The sequence below is a fragment of the Alcaligenes ammonioxydans genome (assembly GCF_019343455.1).
GTDB classification, from domain to species: Bacteria; Pseudomonadota; Gammaproteobacteria; order Burkholderiales; family Burkholderiaceae_B; genus Alcaligenes; species Alcaligenes ammonioxydans.
In genome coordinates this window covers 2,974,561-2,990,935 of the sequence record NZ_CP049362.1, presented here as the reverse complement: position 1 = coordinate 2,990,935, position 16,375 = coordinate 2,974,561, and the positions used below count along the sequence as shown (strand labels likewise).

Sequence of the window (16,375 nt, the reverse complement as noted above, 5' to 3'; positions counted from 1 at the left end):
GGTCCGTTGATTTGCCCCTTAAGTATTGAGGCCTGGGGTTTCAGATCTGCTGGCGCTGATGCAAGGCACAACGAGCGGCCGCCAAATCCCAGGCAGCGGAGCCGACGGATTTGAAGAACACGGGTTTGTCTTTGGGCGCCGGGCTGCGCAAAACCTGGTGTATGCCCTGAACCTGATCCCAATTTACGTCAGCCTGAAGCAGGTCTCCCGCTTCTTTTCGGGCGCCTGTCAGATCGTCTACATACAGGCGGCTGGCCAGGACGGTGTGGGCTTCGAACTCGGCCATTTCAGGTGTAAAGGCCCCTACGCCGATCAACAGGCGCTCAAGTCGGGCTGGTTCGTGATAGACCGGTGTCAGGCTGGAGGTCAGACTGATCAGCACATCGGTCTTTTCCGGCACGCTTGCCGCTGCCTGGACCCTTGCTCCGAAACGGGTCTGCAAAGAGGCGGTGACGGCGCGGGCACGCTCCAGACTGCGGCCTGTCAGGGTGACCTCGGCTTTGGGGTAAAGCGTCATGATGGCCTCGCAATGAGCCCGTGCCTGTTGGCCGTAACCCAGCAGGGTGATGTGTTCGGGCCCTTGGGGCCAGAGCGCCTGGATGCCCAGCATGGACACAGCGGCGGTGCGACGCTCGGACAGGGTGGGCGCATCCAGAATCAAGAGGGGCAGACCATTGTGGGCATCGTACACAGTGACCAGACCCTGGATGGTGCCCCGGCCCTGCTGCGGATTGTCCGGCATGACATTGGCCAGTTTGTGCACGCCTATATCGTGCGAAACCGCGGGCATGGACAGCATTCGCCCGGTTTGAGGATAGTCAAGCACCTGGCGGGCGGGGGCGACGATAGTGCCGGCGGCAGATTGGGCTACGGCGATGCCAAGCTGGGCGACCAGCTCTGGATAGGGCAAAGCGCGAGCAGTTTCTTGAGCGGACAGGATGGTATAGGAAGCTTGCATCATTCCAGAATCTCCATTGAGTCGGTCTGTTGGCCAAGACACCGTGCCAGGCTATCGGTAAACCAGTGTAGCGTAGGCGTTGCCCAGGGCAATAGGCTTGGGGCGTTACGCGGCCATTGACCCACCTTGACAATTAATCCGCCCCGCCTGCAGGGTGAGCACGGCATAATGAGGCCTGATATCAGCACCGGCCCGCATGGTGCCGTGCATTGGGGAGAAAAATAATGAGTTTGCTTAATTCTGTTGTGTCGGCCTTGTCGTCGGCAGATGCCAAATCCAAGGAGCAGGGCGCGCTCTTGCCTGCCCTGATTCAAGTAATCAGCAGCTATCCGGGGGGCCTGAGTGGTCTGATTGAGCGTTTTCGCGCCGGTGGTTTTGGGGAAGTGGTGTCGTCCTGGATTTCGCAGGGCAGCAACCAGGACATTGCTCAGCAAGACCTGTTGGGAGTGATGGGGCAGCCCGCGATTACGCAGTTGGTGAACTTGTCGGGCTTGACCCAGCAAAGCGTGTTGGAGAACCTGAGAATCATGTTGCCTTCCCTGATCAATCAGGCCAGTCCCAATGGCCAGTTTGACCCATCCCATATTACCGATGCCAGCAGTTTGCTGGGTGGCTTGACGCAGTTGTTTCGCAAACCCTGAGAATTGATGCCGTGAGCGCGGCCCGCCGCGGGCCGTGGAAGGAAAAAAATGAAAAAGCCTGGAATGGGTGTCGTACCGATTCCAGGCTTTTTGATGTGAGCCAGACAAATCGGTATGAGCGCGACGGCCAGTACCGATTTTTTTTGTCTTAGCCGCGTGCTGCAGCAGCCAGCGCTTGTTCCAGATCGGCCAGAATGTCGTCGATGTGCTCCAGACCAATGGACAGACGCACCATATCTTCGCTGACTCCCACTGCCGCCAGTTCTTGCGCATTGAGCTGACGGTGTGTGGTGCTGGCCGGGTGGCAGGCCAGGGATTTGGCATCGCCAATATTGACCAGGCGCAGCACCAGATTCAGCGCGTCGATAAAGCGAGTGCCCGCTTCAATGCCGCCCTTGATGCCAAAGGACAGAATGGCAGCGGGTTTGCCGCCCATGTAGCGCTTGGCTAGCTCGTGGTCGGGATGGTCGGGCAGACCTGCATACTTGACCCAGGACACTTGAGGGTGCTTGTTCAGGTACTCGGCCACTTTCAGGGCATTTTCCGTGTGGCGTTCCATCCGCAAAGGCAGCGTTTCGATGCCTTGCAGAATCTGGAAGGCGCTCAAGGGAGCCAGGGCTGCGCCAGTGTTGCGCAGCGGAGCCACGCGGCAACGGCCAATGAAGGCAGCCGGACCGAAGGCCTCGGTGTAGACCACGCCATGGTAGGAAGGGTCGGGGGTATTGAGAATGGCAAAGCGGTCTTTATGTTCGGCCCAGGGAAACTTGCCCGAATCCACCACCATGCCAGCGATGGTGGTGCCGTGACCACCCATGTATTTGGTCAGCGAATGCACCACAATGTCAGCGCCGTGTTCGATAGGGCGGCACAGTGCAGGAGACGCGACGGTGTTGTCTACAATCAGTGGCACGCCATGGCGGTGCGCAGCATCGGCCAGGGCGCGGATATCGATGATATTGCCGGCCGGGTTGCCGATGGTTTCGCAGAAAACGGCACGGGTGCGATCATCAATCAGGGCTTCCAGCGCTTCGATGTCATTGGGCGGGGCAAACTTGACCGTAATACCCTGACGCGGGAAGGAGTGTGCGAACAGGTTGTAGGTGCCACCATACAGTTTACTGACGGACACAATGTTGTCGCCGGCCTCGGCAATCGTTTGGATAGCATACGTGATGGCTGCCATGCCAGAGGCGACTGCCAAACCTGCAATCCCGCCTTCCAGTGCCGCTACACGCTCTTCGAGCACGGCATTGGTCGGGTTCATGATGCGGGTGTAGATATTGCCGGGAACCTTCAGGTCAAACAGATCCGCGCCGTGTTGCGTATTGTCGAAAGCGTAGGAAGTGGTCTGATAAATCGGGACAGCAACAGCTTTTGTGGTCGGGTCTGGCTGGTAGCCAGCATGAATGGCAAGAGTCTCTAGTTTCATGGCTTATTCTGGAATTGATTATCAAGTGGCTTATATAAGACAGAGCAAGCATAACCCTTGTATGTGCGCAAATGCATCTAAGGGCGAAGACATTAATACTATGCCTTTATTTCTTAAGGTAATAATAAGGGATTGCTGACAGACGACACCGCTTTTTAAAGAGCAGGTGGATATTTCTTATTTTCGTTACTTCGCAATGCCCCGACATAGGGTAGCATTTCGTATCCGGGCAGATGGCATGTTGCATCCTTCCCCGAGGTCCTAGAGGCTTACATGAAAGTATGGTTTAAGCGGGGCTTATTCAGCCTCGTCGTTTTGGCTATTGTCACAGTGGTTGGCGGGGCAATTTTCCTGCTGACCTTCAATCCCAATTCGTACAAACAGAAGCTGGCCGACATCGTCCAGCAAAAGTATCAGCGTACGCTCAAGATTGACGGTGACATCGAACTTTCTTTATTTCCCCGCATTGGCCTGTCCGTGCAGGGCCTGTCCCTGTCCGACCGTAATTCGGAAGATCCCTTCGCGTCCTTTGAAAGTGCCCGGTTTGCGGTCGCCCTCTGGCCTTTGATCAACAACCGTCTGGTTGTGGACCACGTCGCTGTTACGGGCTTTAAGGCCTGGATTGTGCGTGATGAGCAGGGTGCATTCAACTTTGATGACCTGTTGCAAGCGCCGCCCGTCGGTCCTCAACTGCCCGTTGCCCGTGCTGGGGTGTCCTTGTTGCCTGCTGCGCAGGCGGCCGAGGCTCCACAGGACAAATCTGTTGAGCCGTCCCCCGAGTCCTCGCCAGTGCCCGAGCTGATTGCCAAGCGTTCGGGCAGCGAGACGGATTTTCAGATCGACATTGCGGGTCTGAGCTTGAAAGGGGGCGAAATTCACTATTTCAGCAAGCGCAGCAATGTGATTGGTCGCTTGCTGCAGCTGGAAGTAAATACGGGGCGCATGACGTTCGGCCAGCCTTTTGATGTGGCCTTCAAAAGCCGGCTGTCGGGCGACTATCCAGTGGCCGAAGGGTCGCTGGAGGGGCAAGGCCAGCTCAGTTTGGACCCCGCCTCGCAATCATACGCAGCGCAGAAGCTGAACCTGAGCTTTGTAGGCGATCTGGACGAGTTGCGGGCGCAAAGCCTGACACTCAAAGGCAATGTGGCGTACAAGGCTGGGCAGCGTCAGTTCAACGCCACCAATCTGGATACTCAACTGCAAGGCCAATGGTTGGGCTCGTATCCGGTCAGCGATCTGAATGCGTCCTTGAACACGCCCAAGATGCAGATCGACAGCGACAGTGATCTGGTGTCGTTCGAGAAACTGGCCTTGCGTATCCGCGGCAAAAACGAGGATCAGAACCTGGATCTGGCCTTGGACGTTCCCCGCATTCAGGTCTCTCCTGCCCAGGCCGAAGGCGCACCCGTGGTGGCCAGCCTGAAAGTAAGCGGTCCCAAGGTCTGGGGCCTGGGCTTGACGCTGCAGGGCTTGTCCGGCAACAGCCAGGCGCTTTTGTTTGAGCAGGCCAAGCTCGATGGGGCGGTCAAGCAAGGCAGTCGTGTCGCTCAACTAAAGGCCAGTTCGCCCATGCAATGGCAGCCGTCGAATGAATGGCTGCGTCTGCCCGAAATTCAGGCCAGCATTCGCGTCGAGGACGAGGCCGATGCGGGCAGCCGTTTCGAGATGCCGTTGAGCGGACAGGCGGATCTGAACAAAGGCAAGCAGCAATACCAGGCGCAGCTAAGCAGCAACATCGAGCAGGCTCAAGGCAAGCTGGATATCAGTGTTCAGGATAAAGGCAAAGGCCCCTTGCTGGCCGCTGTGCTAAAGGCAGACAAGCTCGATCTGGATGAGCTGCGCTCGATTTTCTGGCTAACCGCCCCAGAGGTGGTCCCCCCCGCGGAGGCGGTTGATGAGTCAGAGCCAGCGACCGGACAGGCCGAGGAGCAGGAAGCCGGGCAGGAACAGCCCGCGGACCCCGCCCAACCGCCAGTAGCGGCCGAACAGGAGGATGCGCAACCCGCTTCCTATGCCTGGCTGGATGCCATGAGTTTCGACCTGCGTGTTGAAATTGAGAAGCTTCGCAGCCTGGGCATGGTCATGGATCAGGTCAAGGCTCAAGTCAAGAATCAGGGACAACTGATTAATCTGTCGCAGTTCACCGCGCAAGCCTACGAAGGACAGCTCCAGGCCAAGGCCAAGGTAGAGCCGGGCAAACGCCTGGAGTTGGGTCTGAAGTTGCAGCAAATGCAACTGGGCTCGCTGCTGCTGGACGCTTTCGGCAATGATTATCTGGCCGGCAAAGGCAATGTCGATCTGAATCTGAAGACCCAGGGGGCCACGCAGCAAGAGCGCCTGAATGCACTGGAAGGGGGCCTGAGCCTGGATCTGCTCGACGGCAGCTGGCGTAGTGTCGATCTGGATCAAAGCGTACGGGATATCAACGAGGCGGTGCGTAATGCCTTCAGCGGCCAGATTCCCTTGTTGCTGCCCGAGTCCGATCTCTTGCGTCGTACGGTGTTAAAACGCCTGCAAGGCAGCTTGGATATCAAGAAAGGGCAGGCCACGTTCCGCAATTTCCGGGCCGTGACCCCCCTCTTGAATGTCACGGCCGCCAAGGGGTCCAAGCTGGACTTAGTGACTCAGCAGGCTGAGGTGACGTTGCAGGCACGCCTCAACCCTAACAGTCTGTCCGCTGATGAACGCAAGTCTTTGCAGGATCTGCGTAATGTGTCGATCCCCATTCACATCTCCGGGCCTTGGGCTGCATTGTCCTACCAGATTCAGTGGAAGGACATCGCCAGCGACACGATTAAAAAAGCCTTGCAGGACGGGTTGCTGGACTTGTTGAGTCAACAGGCCTCGCAGGCCAAGGCAGAAACCACGACAGAGGTGAAGGCTGAGGTCAAACAGGCCATTCAGGACGAGTTGGCAGCCAAAGTGCCCCCAACTCTGGGTGAGGCCATGAAGCAATGGTTCAAGCAATGAGTCAGGACACCAGCCTGAATGCGGGCCAGCCACTGGACACGGTCTGTCTTTTGCAAGGGGGGCCAGCGCTCAGCGATAGCAAGGCGCTGGCATGCCAGGAGCGTTGGGTTCTGGGCGATGAACAGGGGCAGGTTCTGGGCGCGCAGGCCTTGTCTGTCCTCGCTGAACTGAGCATGGAGCTGCGCTTTGGGCAGTTGGTGCTGCGTGCTCCCGGCATGTTGCGTCTGGATATAGCGGTAGACGTCATTGAAGACGATCCTGACTCGTTTTCCATGTGGCAGGAAAACGGCCAGCCAGTGCAATTGATCGACGAGGGCGATTTGCCGGCGCAGTGGTTCAGTCGTTATATCGGCCAGCCAGTACGTTTGTTAAAGCGTCTGGCTACCTCCCCGTAAATGCCCCCTGTGGCGGCGTTCAGTCAAAAAAACCCTGCCAGAAGCAGGGTTTTTTTATGGCTGTTCCATCAGGAAGTGGACTCGGCTTGCAGTCGATGGTAGCGGGCGAGCAGGGTTTCCTGGCTTTCCTGGTGCTGAGGGTGAACCTCAATGCATTCGACCGGACACACCACCACGCACTGCGGTTCATCAAAGTGGCCGACACACTCGGTACATAGGTTGGGATTGATCTCGTAGATCTCCTCGCCCATGTAAATGGCCAGATTGGGGCACTGCGGCTCACATACGTCGCAGTTGATGCATTCTTCTGTAATGTGCAGTGCCATAGCGCAGTGTCCTGATAAGCGTGGTCTTTGGAATTGACCCGTCGGTCACCCTACAGTGTAGTACGGACCGCTGTGCAGGGCGAGTTCAGGTCGCCGAAACCGCTTGCTGATTGCGTTCTTTGGCTTTGGTTTGCAGCCAACGCTCTACGGACGGGAACACAAATTTACCTACGTCGCCGCCCAAGATGGCAATTTCGCGCACAATGGTACCGGAGATGAACTGGTATTGGTCCGAAGGGGTCATGAACATGGTCTCGACTTCGGGCAGCAGGTGGCGGTTCATGCCCGCCATTTGAAATTCGTATTCAAAGTCGGAGACGGCGCGCAGTCCACGTACGATGACGCGACCATTTTGTTCACGCACAAAATCCTTGAGCAGGCCCGAAAAGCTTTTTACTTCCACGTTCGGGTAGTGGCTGAGCACTTCGGAGGCAATTTCCACACGCTCTTCTACCGTGAAGAAGGGGCGTTTGTTCTGGCTGGAGGCCACACCGACCACGACGTGATCGAAAAGGTTGGCGGCTCGCCTGACCAAGTCTTCATGGCCTCGGGTCAGGGGGTCGAAGGTGCCGGGGTAAACAGCTGTGATCATGGTGCATCCGCGTAAGGGGTTCAAGTTGGCAGGTCGGAGTCCGGGGAGAGCGGCGCAGGCGTCCCGGAAAATTCGGCATTATTGACTGTTTTTTGCATCGCAGCAAATCGCAGCAAATGATAATGTACCTGCCCTGCCTTATCCTGTCGTAGTATCCCGTATTGAGCCGGGGCTTGTATAGGGGTTTCGGACTCAATGTAAACCAGTGCGTCCGGCGCCAGCACATTGGGCAGCAAGGGCCAGATACGTTCCATCCAGTCGCGTGCAAAGGGCGGGTCCACAAAGACCAGATCGTAGCGCATCTGACTGCGCTCCAGAATATGGAGGGCGTCACCGGCATGAATGCGGACGTGTTCGGCTTTCAGCTTGGTGCGCAAAGCGCGTAAATTGGCCACAGCCGGCCCGTGACGCTCCACCATTTGCACAAAGGCGACACCGCGCGAGGCGGCTTCAAACCCCAGGGCGCCACTGCCGGCGAACAGGTCCAGCACGTTTTTGTCGCTGAATTGTCCGCCCCAGAAGTGGTTGAGCCAGTTAAATAGCGTCTCGCGCACACGATCCGGAGTGGGCCGCAAACCGGGGGCGTCGACCACTGAAATGGGTGTGCGGCGATAATCCCCACCTACAATACGGACAGCATGTTTTCTCATTAGCGCTTTGATCGGATAATGTGGTCATTCAACAGAATTTTCTAGTGTAAATCGTATGTTCAGTTTTTTTAAAAGAAAGAAGGCCAAGCCAGAGCCACAAGTCACTCAAACGGAGCTGACCGAGCCGCTTTCTCCTGCCCAGCCCGAGGCTGACGCGGCAGACGCATCCCCTGCGGTAGCGCAGGAGCAAAGCACGCCAGTTCAAACGCCGGCAGTCCCGCCTGCTGTGGCTTTGGATCGCCAGGCAGCCAGTCAGGCTGAACATCGCGCTGCCTCGCAGTCTACGCCCACGCAGCCAGAGGTGCCACAACCGACCCCTGCCAGTGTTCCGACACCCGAGCCTGCGCGTGTCTACGAACCGCAAGTACAGCCTGTACCTGAACCCGTTCGTACCCCTGAGCCGGAGGTGCAATCTGTGCCGGAGCCAGATCGGACTCCTGAGCCCGAGGTGCAACCGATCCCTGAACCGGAGCCAAAGCCAGAACCAGAGCCAGAGATTGCTCCTGTTCCCGCACCGGCCCCCGCGCCACAGCCTGAACCAGCTCCGACCCCAGAACCAGAAGCCGCCGCCCCTGTGGTGAAAACCTCCTGGATGTCCCGGTTGAAACAGGGCTTGTCGCGCACCGGTCAAAGTCTGAGCAGTCTGTTTGTCGGTGCCAAGGTTGATGAAACCTTGTTTGAGGAGCTGGAAGATGCCTTATTGATGGCCGATGCCGGCGTGGAGGCAACGGAAAAGCTGATTACCGCCTTGCGTGCGCGTGTACGCAAGGAAAAAGTCAGCGATGCAGCCCAGGTCAAGCAAATTCTGTGTGACATCCTGACCGATCATTTGAAGCCCTTGGAGAAGTCCTTTCCACTCGGTTCGGGCAAACCCCTGGTGGTCATGATTGCCGGTGTTAACGGTGCGGGTAAAACCACGTCCATTGGCAAGCTGGCGCACACCTTTCAGGAGCAGGGCGCAAAAGTCCTGCTGGCGGCGGGCGATACCTTTCGTGCGGCGGCGCGTGAGCAACTGATTGAATGGGGGGCGCGCAATAACGTCAGTGTGATTGCCCAGGACGGGGGAGATCCCGCCGCCGTGGCGTTTGATGCGGTACACGCGGGCCGTGCCCGAGATATGGGGGTGGTCATGGTGGATACCGCGGGCCGCTTGCCGACTCAACTGCACCTGATGGAAGAGCTCAAAAAGATCAAGCGCGTCATCGGCAAGGCGGACGGCCAGGCGCCACACGAAATACTCCTGGTTGTGGACGGCAATACCGGACAGAATGCGATCTCCCAGATTCGTGCCTTTGATGCCGCCTTGGGTCTGACGGGTCTGGTGGTCACCAAGCTGGACGGCACGGCCAAAGGCGGGACGCTGGCGGCGGTTGCCGCCTGTGCTCAGGGCGTTCGACCCATTCCCGTGTACTGGATCGGGGTGGGCGAGGGTATGCAGGATCTGCAAGCGTTTGTGGCGCGCGAGTTTGCTTCGGCCTTGCTGGGTATGAACGCCTAAGTCCACGCCTGATAAAAAAACCGGCGATATCCTTTTAAGGGAATCGCCGGTTTTTTTTTGCGCTATTCGCCCGTGCTCACCGTGTAGCTACCCAGCACGCTACTGCTGCAGGATTGTTTCTTCCCTCACGGGGCCCTTAGCGTCGCAGCAGCTCAGTGTGCGGCTGATGCTGATCCAAGGCATTGAGGGCATGCTGGGCATGGGCCGCACGACCCTGGCGAGCATGGGTCAGCCACTGACGTGCGAACTGCGCCTGCTCGGGATTGGCGGCATGTTGTGCATACCAGTCCAGCGCAACATCGACATCCGTTACGGCTCCGATCAGGGCCTGACACTCGCGCAAGACCTTGTGCAACCCTTGCTTGTCGGCCGCGCTGGGTAAAAACTCCAGGCAATAACGCAGGCTTTTGATTCGGTTACGCAGGCGATGCTGTTTGTCCTGGCTGATCTGTGCAAAGCGCTGGCTGCGCAACTGAATCGTCTGAAACCAGCGGCTGATGCGTGCCTCGATCAGGTTTTGCGGCTCCGGCACGCCATTGAGTTCCAGCGTGGGGCCGCAGATCAGACTTTGCAGATTACTCAGCAGCAAAGACTGGAATTCGGCGGCACTGGCCAGTTGAACGGGGTCGTGTTCCAGGTGGGCAGGTTGGGGCTGCGGAGCGGGGCCTGGCATGCCTGCTTTCAGTAACAAGGGAGTGATCTCCAGATGCACCAGATCATGATCGCGTGCCTTGCCAAACAAGCCGAAATAATGGGTCAACCGGGTGTTGGCATAGCCTTCACTGGCCGACAGCCACATCTTGAACAGCTTGCGGCAGGAGCGCAGACGGCGCAGGCCCACACGCATCAAGGCCAGATAATCAGCCTGGCGGGCGAAGTCCGGGCGGATGCCATCCACGCCTGCCAGCAGGGCCGCATTACGAATGACCTGCTCCAGGCTCATGGTGGCGCTCAGACAGTAGAACTGCTCCAGGTCCTTGGCGTCGACAACATGGGGTTTGGGCAGGTCGTACGCCTTGCGCGTCAAGGCAGCGGCCACTTGTGAGGGAGACAAGTCCAGGCTCTCGGATTTGGCTCGGCGCCGATCCACCAGACTGGCCAGTGCATCGCCTCGTTCAGACTTGCTGCGCATTTCCAGGATCAGGCCGTGCTTGTACAGCCAGCGCTGCCCGAGCTCGAACATGGCAAGGCTTTCACCGCTGATGAGCTCGATTTCCAGTTCGTTGACCAAGAGCTTGAGGCCCTGGGATTCGATATGGCCCACATCGTAGGCCAGCTCCAGTTCAGACTGTCCTTGCCTGACTCGGGCCAGCTCACGTTGTATCCGCGTCTGGTAGCGGGCCTGAATCTGCCCGGTGTGCCGGGCCAGGGCGGCCTGTGCAGGGGTGTTCTGATACAGGCTCAGGTCCAGTTCGGGACCTGGTCGAGGATGATTGATCTCAATTCGGGACAGGGTATCGGGACCGGGCAGCTTGACGGTTTGAACCCATTGCTCACCTTCCTTGCGCAGTCGCAGAGCGATACCCGATAGCGCCAGTTCGCGCTCGGGGGTATCAAAGTAGATGGCGTTCAAGGTAATGCTACCCGTTCGTACCGCGTCAAAAGCGGCTAATAAACCGGGACGGGCACTCTCGGGTACAAAAAATTTCAGTTCTTGTTCTAGCACAGCATCGCACTCGAGGTGTCACCCACAAGAGGTGGGCGGATAAAACGCTTATTTTGCATGTAAAGCCAACAAACTTGAAGTGCGGACACCCCGTATAAATGTTTGCAGGCGTGTCTGCGCTTACAAAGAGGGTCTGTCCAAAGGGTCACGCCAACCGAGCTGATGAGAGATGCTGCTGGCACACTGTCGCAACTGAGCCAGGATAGGACTGTCCAGGCTGGCATCAAACAAGGTGCTCGGGCCCAGGCTGGTCAGAGCCAGCACAATATGACCGGAGTGATCGAACACGGGAACGGACAAGGCATCAATACCCGGTAGGGGGTTGCCCAACGCCTGAGCCACCCCTTGCTCACGGATTTTTTCCAACATGGCTGTCAGTGCTTTGGGGGCGGGGCGCAAAGGGCTGATACTGGTGACAACGGCGCTGTCGCCCGCCTCGCGCTCGATATAGTGGCGGGCCACTTCCGGGGGCAACCAGGCGGCAAAGACATGGCCGGTGGCCGTGTGCAACATGGACATCACGGTTCCACAACGCATGTTCACATGCACGGGGTAGCTGGCCTCGCTGATGTGAACCATGGTGGGGCCATGCGAACCCAGCACCGCCACGCCCAAGGTATGCCCGATGCGCGAAGCCCAGGCCTGCACCACAGGCAGGGCGATCTTGAGCGGGTTCTGACTTTGCAGGCTGACCAGCCCCATCTGCAAGGCAAAAGGCCCCAGCTCGTACAGTCCGGTAGCCGGCGCCTGTTGTACCAGTCCTACATTGGTAAAGCTGACCAGATAAGGGTGGGCCTTGGCCGAGCTCATGCCTGCCCGAGTGGCCAGATCGCGCAACATCATGGGCTGACCACTGTCCACCAGCACTTTCAACAGGCCAAAGCCTGTTTCAATGGATTGGATGCGACGACGTTTTTCGTCCAGAGCAGGCAAAATGGGTTCGGTCATAGAGGTTTGGAGCGGATTGACACGGTCTTTAAGTGTACCGACTAATCAAGCTGCCCGCGGGGGCCCGGGTGTCGTAAAATGGCCTTAATTATTATCTGTCTGAGCAAAGAGCACGATGAATCAAGAAATTCAGTCCGACGCTGGTCACCTGGGTACCAGTCCAATCGCTCCCGTTCCAGAGATTGTTGAGGAACTGCGCGCAGGTCGCATGGTCATTCTGGTTGATGAAGAGGACCGCGAGAACGAAGGCGATCTGGTGATGGCCGCCGAGTTCGTCAATGCCGAGGCGATCAACTTCATGGTGACGCATGGCCGTGGTCTGGTTTGCCTGACCCTGACTGAAGAGCGTTGCCGCCAACTGGACCTGCCCTTGATGGCAACGCGCAACGGCACGCGCTTTGGCACCAATTTCACCGTCTCCATCGAGGCGGCGGAAGGCGTGGAAACCGGTATTTCCGCCGCTGACCGCGCCCGTACCGTCCAGGCCGCCGTCGCGCGTGATGCGCGTCCTGCGGATCTGGTGCAGCCCGGTCATATCTTTCCCCTGAAGGCGGCCAAGGGTGGCGTGCTCGTGCGCGCCGGGCATACCGAGGCGGGCTGCGACCTGACGGCCATGGCGGGTCTGACCCCGGCTGCTGTCATTTGCGAAGTGCTCAATCCGGACGGAACCATGGCCCGCCTGCCGGACCTGCTGGTCTTTGCTCGTGAACACGGCATCAAGGTGGGGACGATTGCGGACTTGATCCAATATCGCAGCGAGCACGAATCCATGATCGAGCGCCTGCACAAAAAGCCCGTCAAGACACCGTATGGCGAGTTCGAGTGTCACGCATATCGCGACCTGTCCTCCGGGGGCCTGCATCTGGCCCTGGTACACGGCCAGATTACGCCAGAGGTGGAAACCTTGGTGCGCGTGCATGAACCGACTACGGTTCTGGATGTACTGATCGAAGGGGATGTGGGGCATAGCTGGACCTTGCCCGTGGCGCTGCGTACGGTTGCCCAATCGGACAGCGGGGTGGTGCTGTTGATGAACTGCCAAAGCTCCGAGGAACATGGTTTTGAGCAGATCCAGGCCTGGGGCGAGAACAGTCCGGCCCAGGCGCCACGAGGCCGCTCCAGCCGCAACGATCTGCGCACCTACGGGATTGGTGCACAGATTTTGCGTGACCTCAATGTTGGCAAGGCCCGTTTAATGTCGCGACCACGTAAAATGCCAAGCATGGCCGGGTTTGCATTGACCGTGACGGGTTACCATAGCGAACCAGATTCTCAATCCTAAGCGGAGCTTCCAACATGAATCCTTACATTGTTACCCCTGACCTGAATGGGGAAGGTCTGCACATCGGTATTGTGCGTGCGCGTTTCAACGAATCCATCGGCCTGACCGAGTTGGAAGCCTGCCTGAAAGAGCTGGAAGCCTTGGGCGTGGACGAGCGTGATGTAACGGTTCTGTCCGTTCCGGGCGCGCTGGAACTGGGCATCACGCTGGGCCAGATGGCTGAAACCGGCGAGTTTGATGCCCTGATCGCGCTGGGCGCGGTTATTCGTGGCGACACCTACCACTTTGAAGTGGTCAGCAACGAAAGTGCGTCGGCCATTACCCAGGTCTCCCTGGCCACCGGCATCCCGGTTGCCAACGGGGTACTGACCACCAACACAGATGAACAAGCCGAAGTTCGCGCTGCTGAAAAAGGTCGCGAGTGCGCCCGTACAGCGGTCGAACTGGGCAATCTTATCGCCGTCCTCGAGCCTGAGCTGGACGACGATGAGGACGAAGATTACGAGGACGAAGATCTTGACGACGACAAATAAAGTCCCGGCCGCCAAGGCCAACGGACGATCCGCGCGCCGCCGTTCGCGCGAATTTGCCCTGCAGGGCATCTACTCCTGGCTGTTGCGAGGCGCTGATGGCCTGCAGGAAGCCACCTCCATCGACGCCCATATCCGCGGTGACGAGGAGTTTGGCGAAGCCGATGCAGCCTGGTTCAAAACCCTGCTGTTTGGCGTCATGCGCGAGGCCCCCGTGCTGCGCGAGCGCTTTTTGCCGTACGTGGACCGTCCTTTGGAAGAGCTCTCTCCCATTGAACACGGCATCTTGCTGATTGGCAGCTACGAACTGGTGCATCACGTTGAAGTGCCTTACCGTGTTGCCATTAATGAAGCGGTTGAACTGGCCAAATCCTTTGGCGGTACCGATGGCTTCAAATTCGTGAACGGCGTGCTGGACAAACTGGCTGCCGACGTACGCGCCCCTGAAGTCGCCAAGCAGGCCCGCCGCTAAAGCAGGGCGCGCCGTGCTGAACGAGTTCGGTCTTATCCAGCAGTATTTCAATCGTCCCGCTCCCGAAGGCTATTTGGGAGTGGGCGATGACTGCGCCCTCTTTACACCGACGCCGGGCTGGCAACTGGCCAGCAGCGTGGACCTTCTGATCGAAGGTCAGCATTTCTTTGCCGACGTCGACCCTTTCTTGCTCGGCCACAAAGCGCTGGCGGTGAATCTGTCGGATCTGGGTGCCATGGGAGCTAAGCCACGGGCGTGCCTGCTGGCCTTGTCCATGCCTGACGTCCGTCCCCCATGGTTAGAGGCCTTTTCCGCTGGTTTATTCCAACTGGCCGATCAGGCGCAATGCCCTTTGATAGGTGGCGATACCACGCGCAGCCGGCAAGGGGTCGTGATCAGCATTACGGTACTGGGCGAAGTCCCAGCGGGGCAGGCGTTGCGGCGCAGCGCGGCCCGGCCAGGTGACGATATCTGGCTGACGGGTACCTTGGGGGCAGCAGACATTGCCTTGCGTCTGCTGCAAGGACGTTTGGCGGCAGACCCTGCGCGTCTGGCTGCCAGCCGCGCAGCCTTGGAGCAGCCCTGGCCGCCCTATCGTCTGGGGCATGCTCTGGCAGGCGTGGCTCACGCCGCCATTGATGTTTCCGACGGTCTGGTTCAGGATCTGGGGCATATCGCCACAGCCAGCCAATGCGCCGCTCATCTGGATTGGGATGCCTTGCCGCTGGACCGCGCCTTGCTGGGACTGCCTGCCTCCTTGCAACGCGAAGCGGCACTGGTGGGGGGTGATGTGTTTCAACTTTGTTTTACGGCAGCGCCCGAGCAAAGAGAGTCCGTCATGGCACTGGCCCAGCGCGAGGGTGTGCCGCTAAGCCGCGTGGGCACCATGCAGCGTGGCAGCGGGGTGTATGTGCGTGATCAACAGGGCTTGCATCCTGCTCCTGCCCAGGGCGGTTTTGATCATTTTGGTGGCTGAGGCTGTGTCATGAGCACCTTTCCGGACCCTTCATTGAATCCTATTCAACGTCCCACCCTGGATTGGGTCGTGAAAAAACCCTGGCGTCTGATCGCCTTTGGCGGTGGCACGGGGGTATTGCGCCCGGGGCCGGGCACCTGGGGCACAGTGCTGGCCTGGGTTTTGTGGGTTCTGGGTCTGCACGTGCTGACTGATACCCATATGGCCCTTTTTCTGTCCGTTTCCTTTTTTCTGGGCTGCTGGGCCTGTCACCGTACCGGCTACGATCTGGGCGTGTCTGACCACAGTGGCATGAATTGGGATGAGATGGTGGCGTTCTGGCTGGTGTTGTGGCTGATCCCGCAGACCTGGCTGGCGCAGGCAATTGCATTCGCGTTATTTCGTTTCTTTGATATTCTCAAGCCTGCGCCTATCCGCTATTTTGATCGCCGTTTGCATAACGGCTTTGGCGTGATGTGGGATGATTTGCTGGCCGCAGCGTACACCTTGTTGGTGATGGCGGTTCTGGTACGTTTTGGAGTTTTCTCATGAGCGAACACGAGCACGGCAACGCCGCCCTGGCCTTGGGGCGAGCCCTTAACGATCGTGGCTGGATGGTGGCCTGTGCCGAATCCTGCACGGGCGGCCTGCTGGCCGCAGCCCTGACAGACTTGCCCGGTTCCAGCGCCTGGTTTGAACGCGGCCTGGTGACCTACAGCAACAAGGCCAAGGTGCAGGAGCTGGGCGTCAACCAGGAAACCCTCGATCGTTTCGGGGCTGTCAGCGAAGAGACCGCCATGGAAATGGCAGCCGGTGCGCTCGAAGCCAGCGCGGATGCAGAACTGGCGATTTCGACAACCGGCATTGCCGGCCCGGATGGCGCGACCCCCGGCAAACCGGTCGGACTGGTGTGCTTTGGCTTTGCCCAGCGCCGTGGCGATGGGATTGTGACCCGTGCTTCTGCCCGCATCTTTAACGGCGACCGGGCGCAAATCCGTCAGCAGGCCGTGGAATATGCGCTGACCAGTGCGCTGACCATGCTCAATCCCGCCTGATTTCTGCG

The 16,375-nt window shown here is 58.6% G+C and carries 17 protein-coding genes; 10 read left to right on the top strand and 7 right to left on the bottom strand.

Annotated elements, in window-relative coordinates:
• Positions 1–40 precede the first annotated feature (40 nt).
• Entirely contained in the window at positions 41–961 is a 921-nt protein-coding gene (locus FE795_RS13760) for a delta(1)-pyrroline-2-carboxylate reductase family protein (protein WP_219235072.1), read from the bottom strand.
• Between the two features lie 221 nt (positions 962–1,182).
• Between FE795_RS13760 and FE795_RS13755 the strand changes: the two genes are divergently transcribed.
• Complete coding sequence (locus FE795_RS13755; protein WP_003802383.1) at positions 1,183–1,599, top strand: YidB family protein; 417 nt, start codon at positions 1,183–1,185, stop codon at positions 1,597–1,599.
• A gap of 148 nt (positions 1,600–1,747) precedes the next feature.
• Here the strand turns inward: FE795_RS13755 and FE795_RS13750 are convergent, their stop codons facing one another.
• A complete protein-coding gene (locus FE795_RS13750) occupies positions 1,748–3,028 on the bottom strand; it encodes a bifunctional O-acetylhomoserine aminocarboxypropyltransferase/cysteine synthase (RefSeq protein WP_003802382.1) in 1,281 nt (426 codons plus the stop codon).
• 273 nt (positions 3,029–3,301) lie between these two features.
• Here FE795_RS13750 and FE795_RS13745 point away from each other — a divergent pair, with 273 nt between their 5' ends.
• Complete coding sequence (locus tag FE795_RS13745; RefSeq protein WP_219235071.1) at positions 3,302–5,998, top strand: AsmA family protein; 2,697 nt, start codon at positions 3,302–3,304, stop codon at positions 5,996–5,998.
• A complete protein-coding gene (locus FE795_RS13740) occupies positions 5,995–6,393 on the top strand; it encodes an MOSC N-terminal beta barrel domain-containing protein (protein ID WP_059318299.1) in 399 nt (132 codons plus the stop codon). Before FE795_RS13745 ends, FE795_RS13740 begins: the two co-directional genes overlap by 4 nt.
• A 68-nt stretch (positions 6,394–6,461) precedes the next feature.
• On the opposite strand, the gene FE795_RS13735 is transcribed toward FE795_RS13740, so the two are convergent.
• The 3 genes from FE795_RS13735 to rsmD all read right to left on the bottom strand — a co-directional run bounded on the left by FE795_RS13735 (position 6,462) and on the right by rsmD (position 7,961).
• Positions 6,462–6,719: a YfhL family 4Fe-4S dicluster ferredoxin gene (locus tag FE795_RS13735; protein WP_003802379.1), complete on the bottom strand. Its 258-nt coding sequence runs from the start codon at positions 6,717–6,719 to the stop codon at positions 6,462–6,464.
• Positions 6,720–6,804: 85 nt separating this feature from the next.
• Positions 6,805–7,311 carry a pantetheine-phosphate adenylyltransferase gene (gene coaD / locus FE795_RS13730; protein WP_003802378.1) on the bottom strand — a complete coding sequence of 169 codons (507 nt, stop codon included), beginning with the start codon at positions 7,309–7,311 and terminating at the stop codon, positions 6,805–6,807.
• 20 nt (positions 7,312–7,331) lie between these two features.
• A complete protein-coding gene (gene rsmD / locus FE795_RS13725) occupies positions 7,332–7,961 on the bottom strand; it encodes a 16S rRNA (guanine(966)-N(2))-methyltransferase RsmD (protein WP_003802377.1) in 630 nt (209 codons plus the stop codon).
• Positions 7,962–8,409: 448 nt separating this feature from the next.
• Between rsmD and ftsY the strand changes: the two genes are divergently transcribed.
• The gene (ftsY, locus tag FE795_RS13720) at positions 8,410–9,459 is read left to right on the top strand and encodes a signal recognition particle-docking protein FtsY (RefSeq protein ID WP_039943507.1); all 1,050 of its coding nucleotides are present in this window, start codon (positions 8,410–8,412) and stop codon (positions 9,457–9,459) included.
• A 136-nt stretch (positions 9,460–9,595) separates the two neighbouring features.
• On the opposite strand, the gene FE795_RS13715 is transcribed toward ftsY, so the two are convergent.
• Complete coding sequence (locus FE795_RS13715; protein ID WP_059318300.1) at positions 9,596–11,125, bottom strand: CYTH and CHAD domain-containing protein; 1,530 nt, start codon at positions 11,123–11,125, stop codon at positions 9,596–9,598.
• A 120-nt stretch (positions 11,126–11,245) separates the two neighbouring features.
• The gene (locus FE795_RS13710) at positions 11,246–12,073 is read right to left on the bottom strand and encodes an IclR family transcriptional regulator (RefSeq protein WP_003802374.1); all 828 of its coding nucleotides are present in this window, start codon (positions 12,071–12,073) and stop codon (positions 11,246–11,248) included.
• 115 nt (positions 12,074–12,188) lie between these two features.
• Between FE795_RS13710 and ribBA the strand changes: the two genes are divergently transcribed.
• The 6 genes from ribBA to FE795_RS13680 are packed head-to-tail and all read left to right on the top strand — an operon-like array spanning position 12,189 to position 16,367.
• A complete protein-coding gene (ribBA, locus tag FE795_RS13705) occupies positions 12,189–13,355 on the top strand; it encodes a bifunctional 3,4-dihydroxy-2-butanone-4-phosphate synthase/GTP cyclohydrolase II (RefSeq protein WP_003802373.1) in 1,167 nt (388 codons plus the stop codon).
• Between the two features lie 14 nt (positions 13,356–13,369).
• The gene (gene ribH, locus FE795_RS13700) at positions 13,370–13,888 is read left to right on the top strand and encodes a 6,7-dimethyl-8-ribityllumazine synthase (protein WP_003802371.1); all 519 of its coding nucleotides are present in this window, start codon (positions 13,370–13,372) and stop codon (positions 13,886–13,888) included.
• On the top strand, positions 13,842–14,357 hold the full coding sequence (gene nusB, locus FE795_RS13695; protein WP_051010438.1) for a transcription antitermination factor NusB: 516 nt from the start codon (positions 13,842–13,844) through the stop codon (positions 14,355–14,357). Before ribH ends, nusB begins: the two co-directional genes overlap by 47 nt.
• A gap of 13 nt (positions 14,358–14,370) precedes the next feature.
• On the top strand, positions 14,371–15,333 hold the full coding sequence (gene thiL, locus FE795_RS13690) for a thiamine-phosphate kinase (protein ID WP_131070862.1): 963 nt from the start codon (positions 14,371–14,373) through the stop codon (positions 15,331–15,333).
• Positions 15,334–15,342: 9 nt separating this feature from the next.
• Complete coding sequence (locus tag FE795_RS13685; RefSeq protein WP_003802366.1) at positions 15,343–15,864, top strand: phosphatidylglycerophosphatase A family protein; 522 nt, start codon at positions 15,343–15,345, stop codon at positions 15,862–15,864.
• Positions 15,861–16,367 carry a CinA family protein gene (locus FE795_RS13680; RefSeq protein ID WP_003802364.1) on the top strand — a complete coding sequence of 169 codons (507 nt, stop codon included), beginning with the start codon at positions 15,861–15,863 and terminating at the stop codon, positions 16,365–16,367. Before FE795_RS13685 ends, FE795_RS13680 begins: the two co-directional genes overlap by 4 nt.
• Positions 16,368–16,375: the final 8 nt, after the last annotated feature.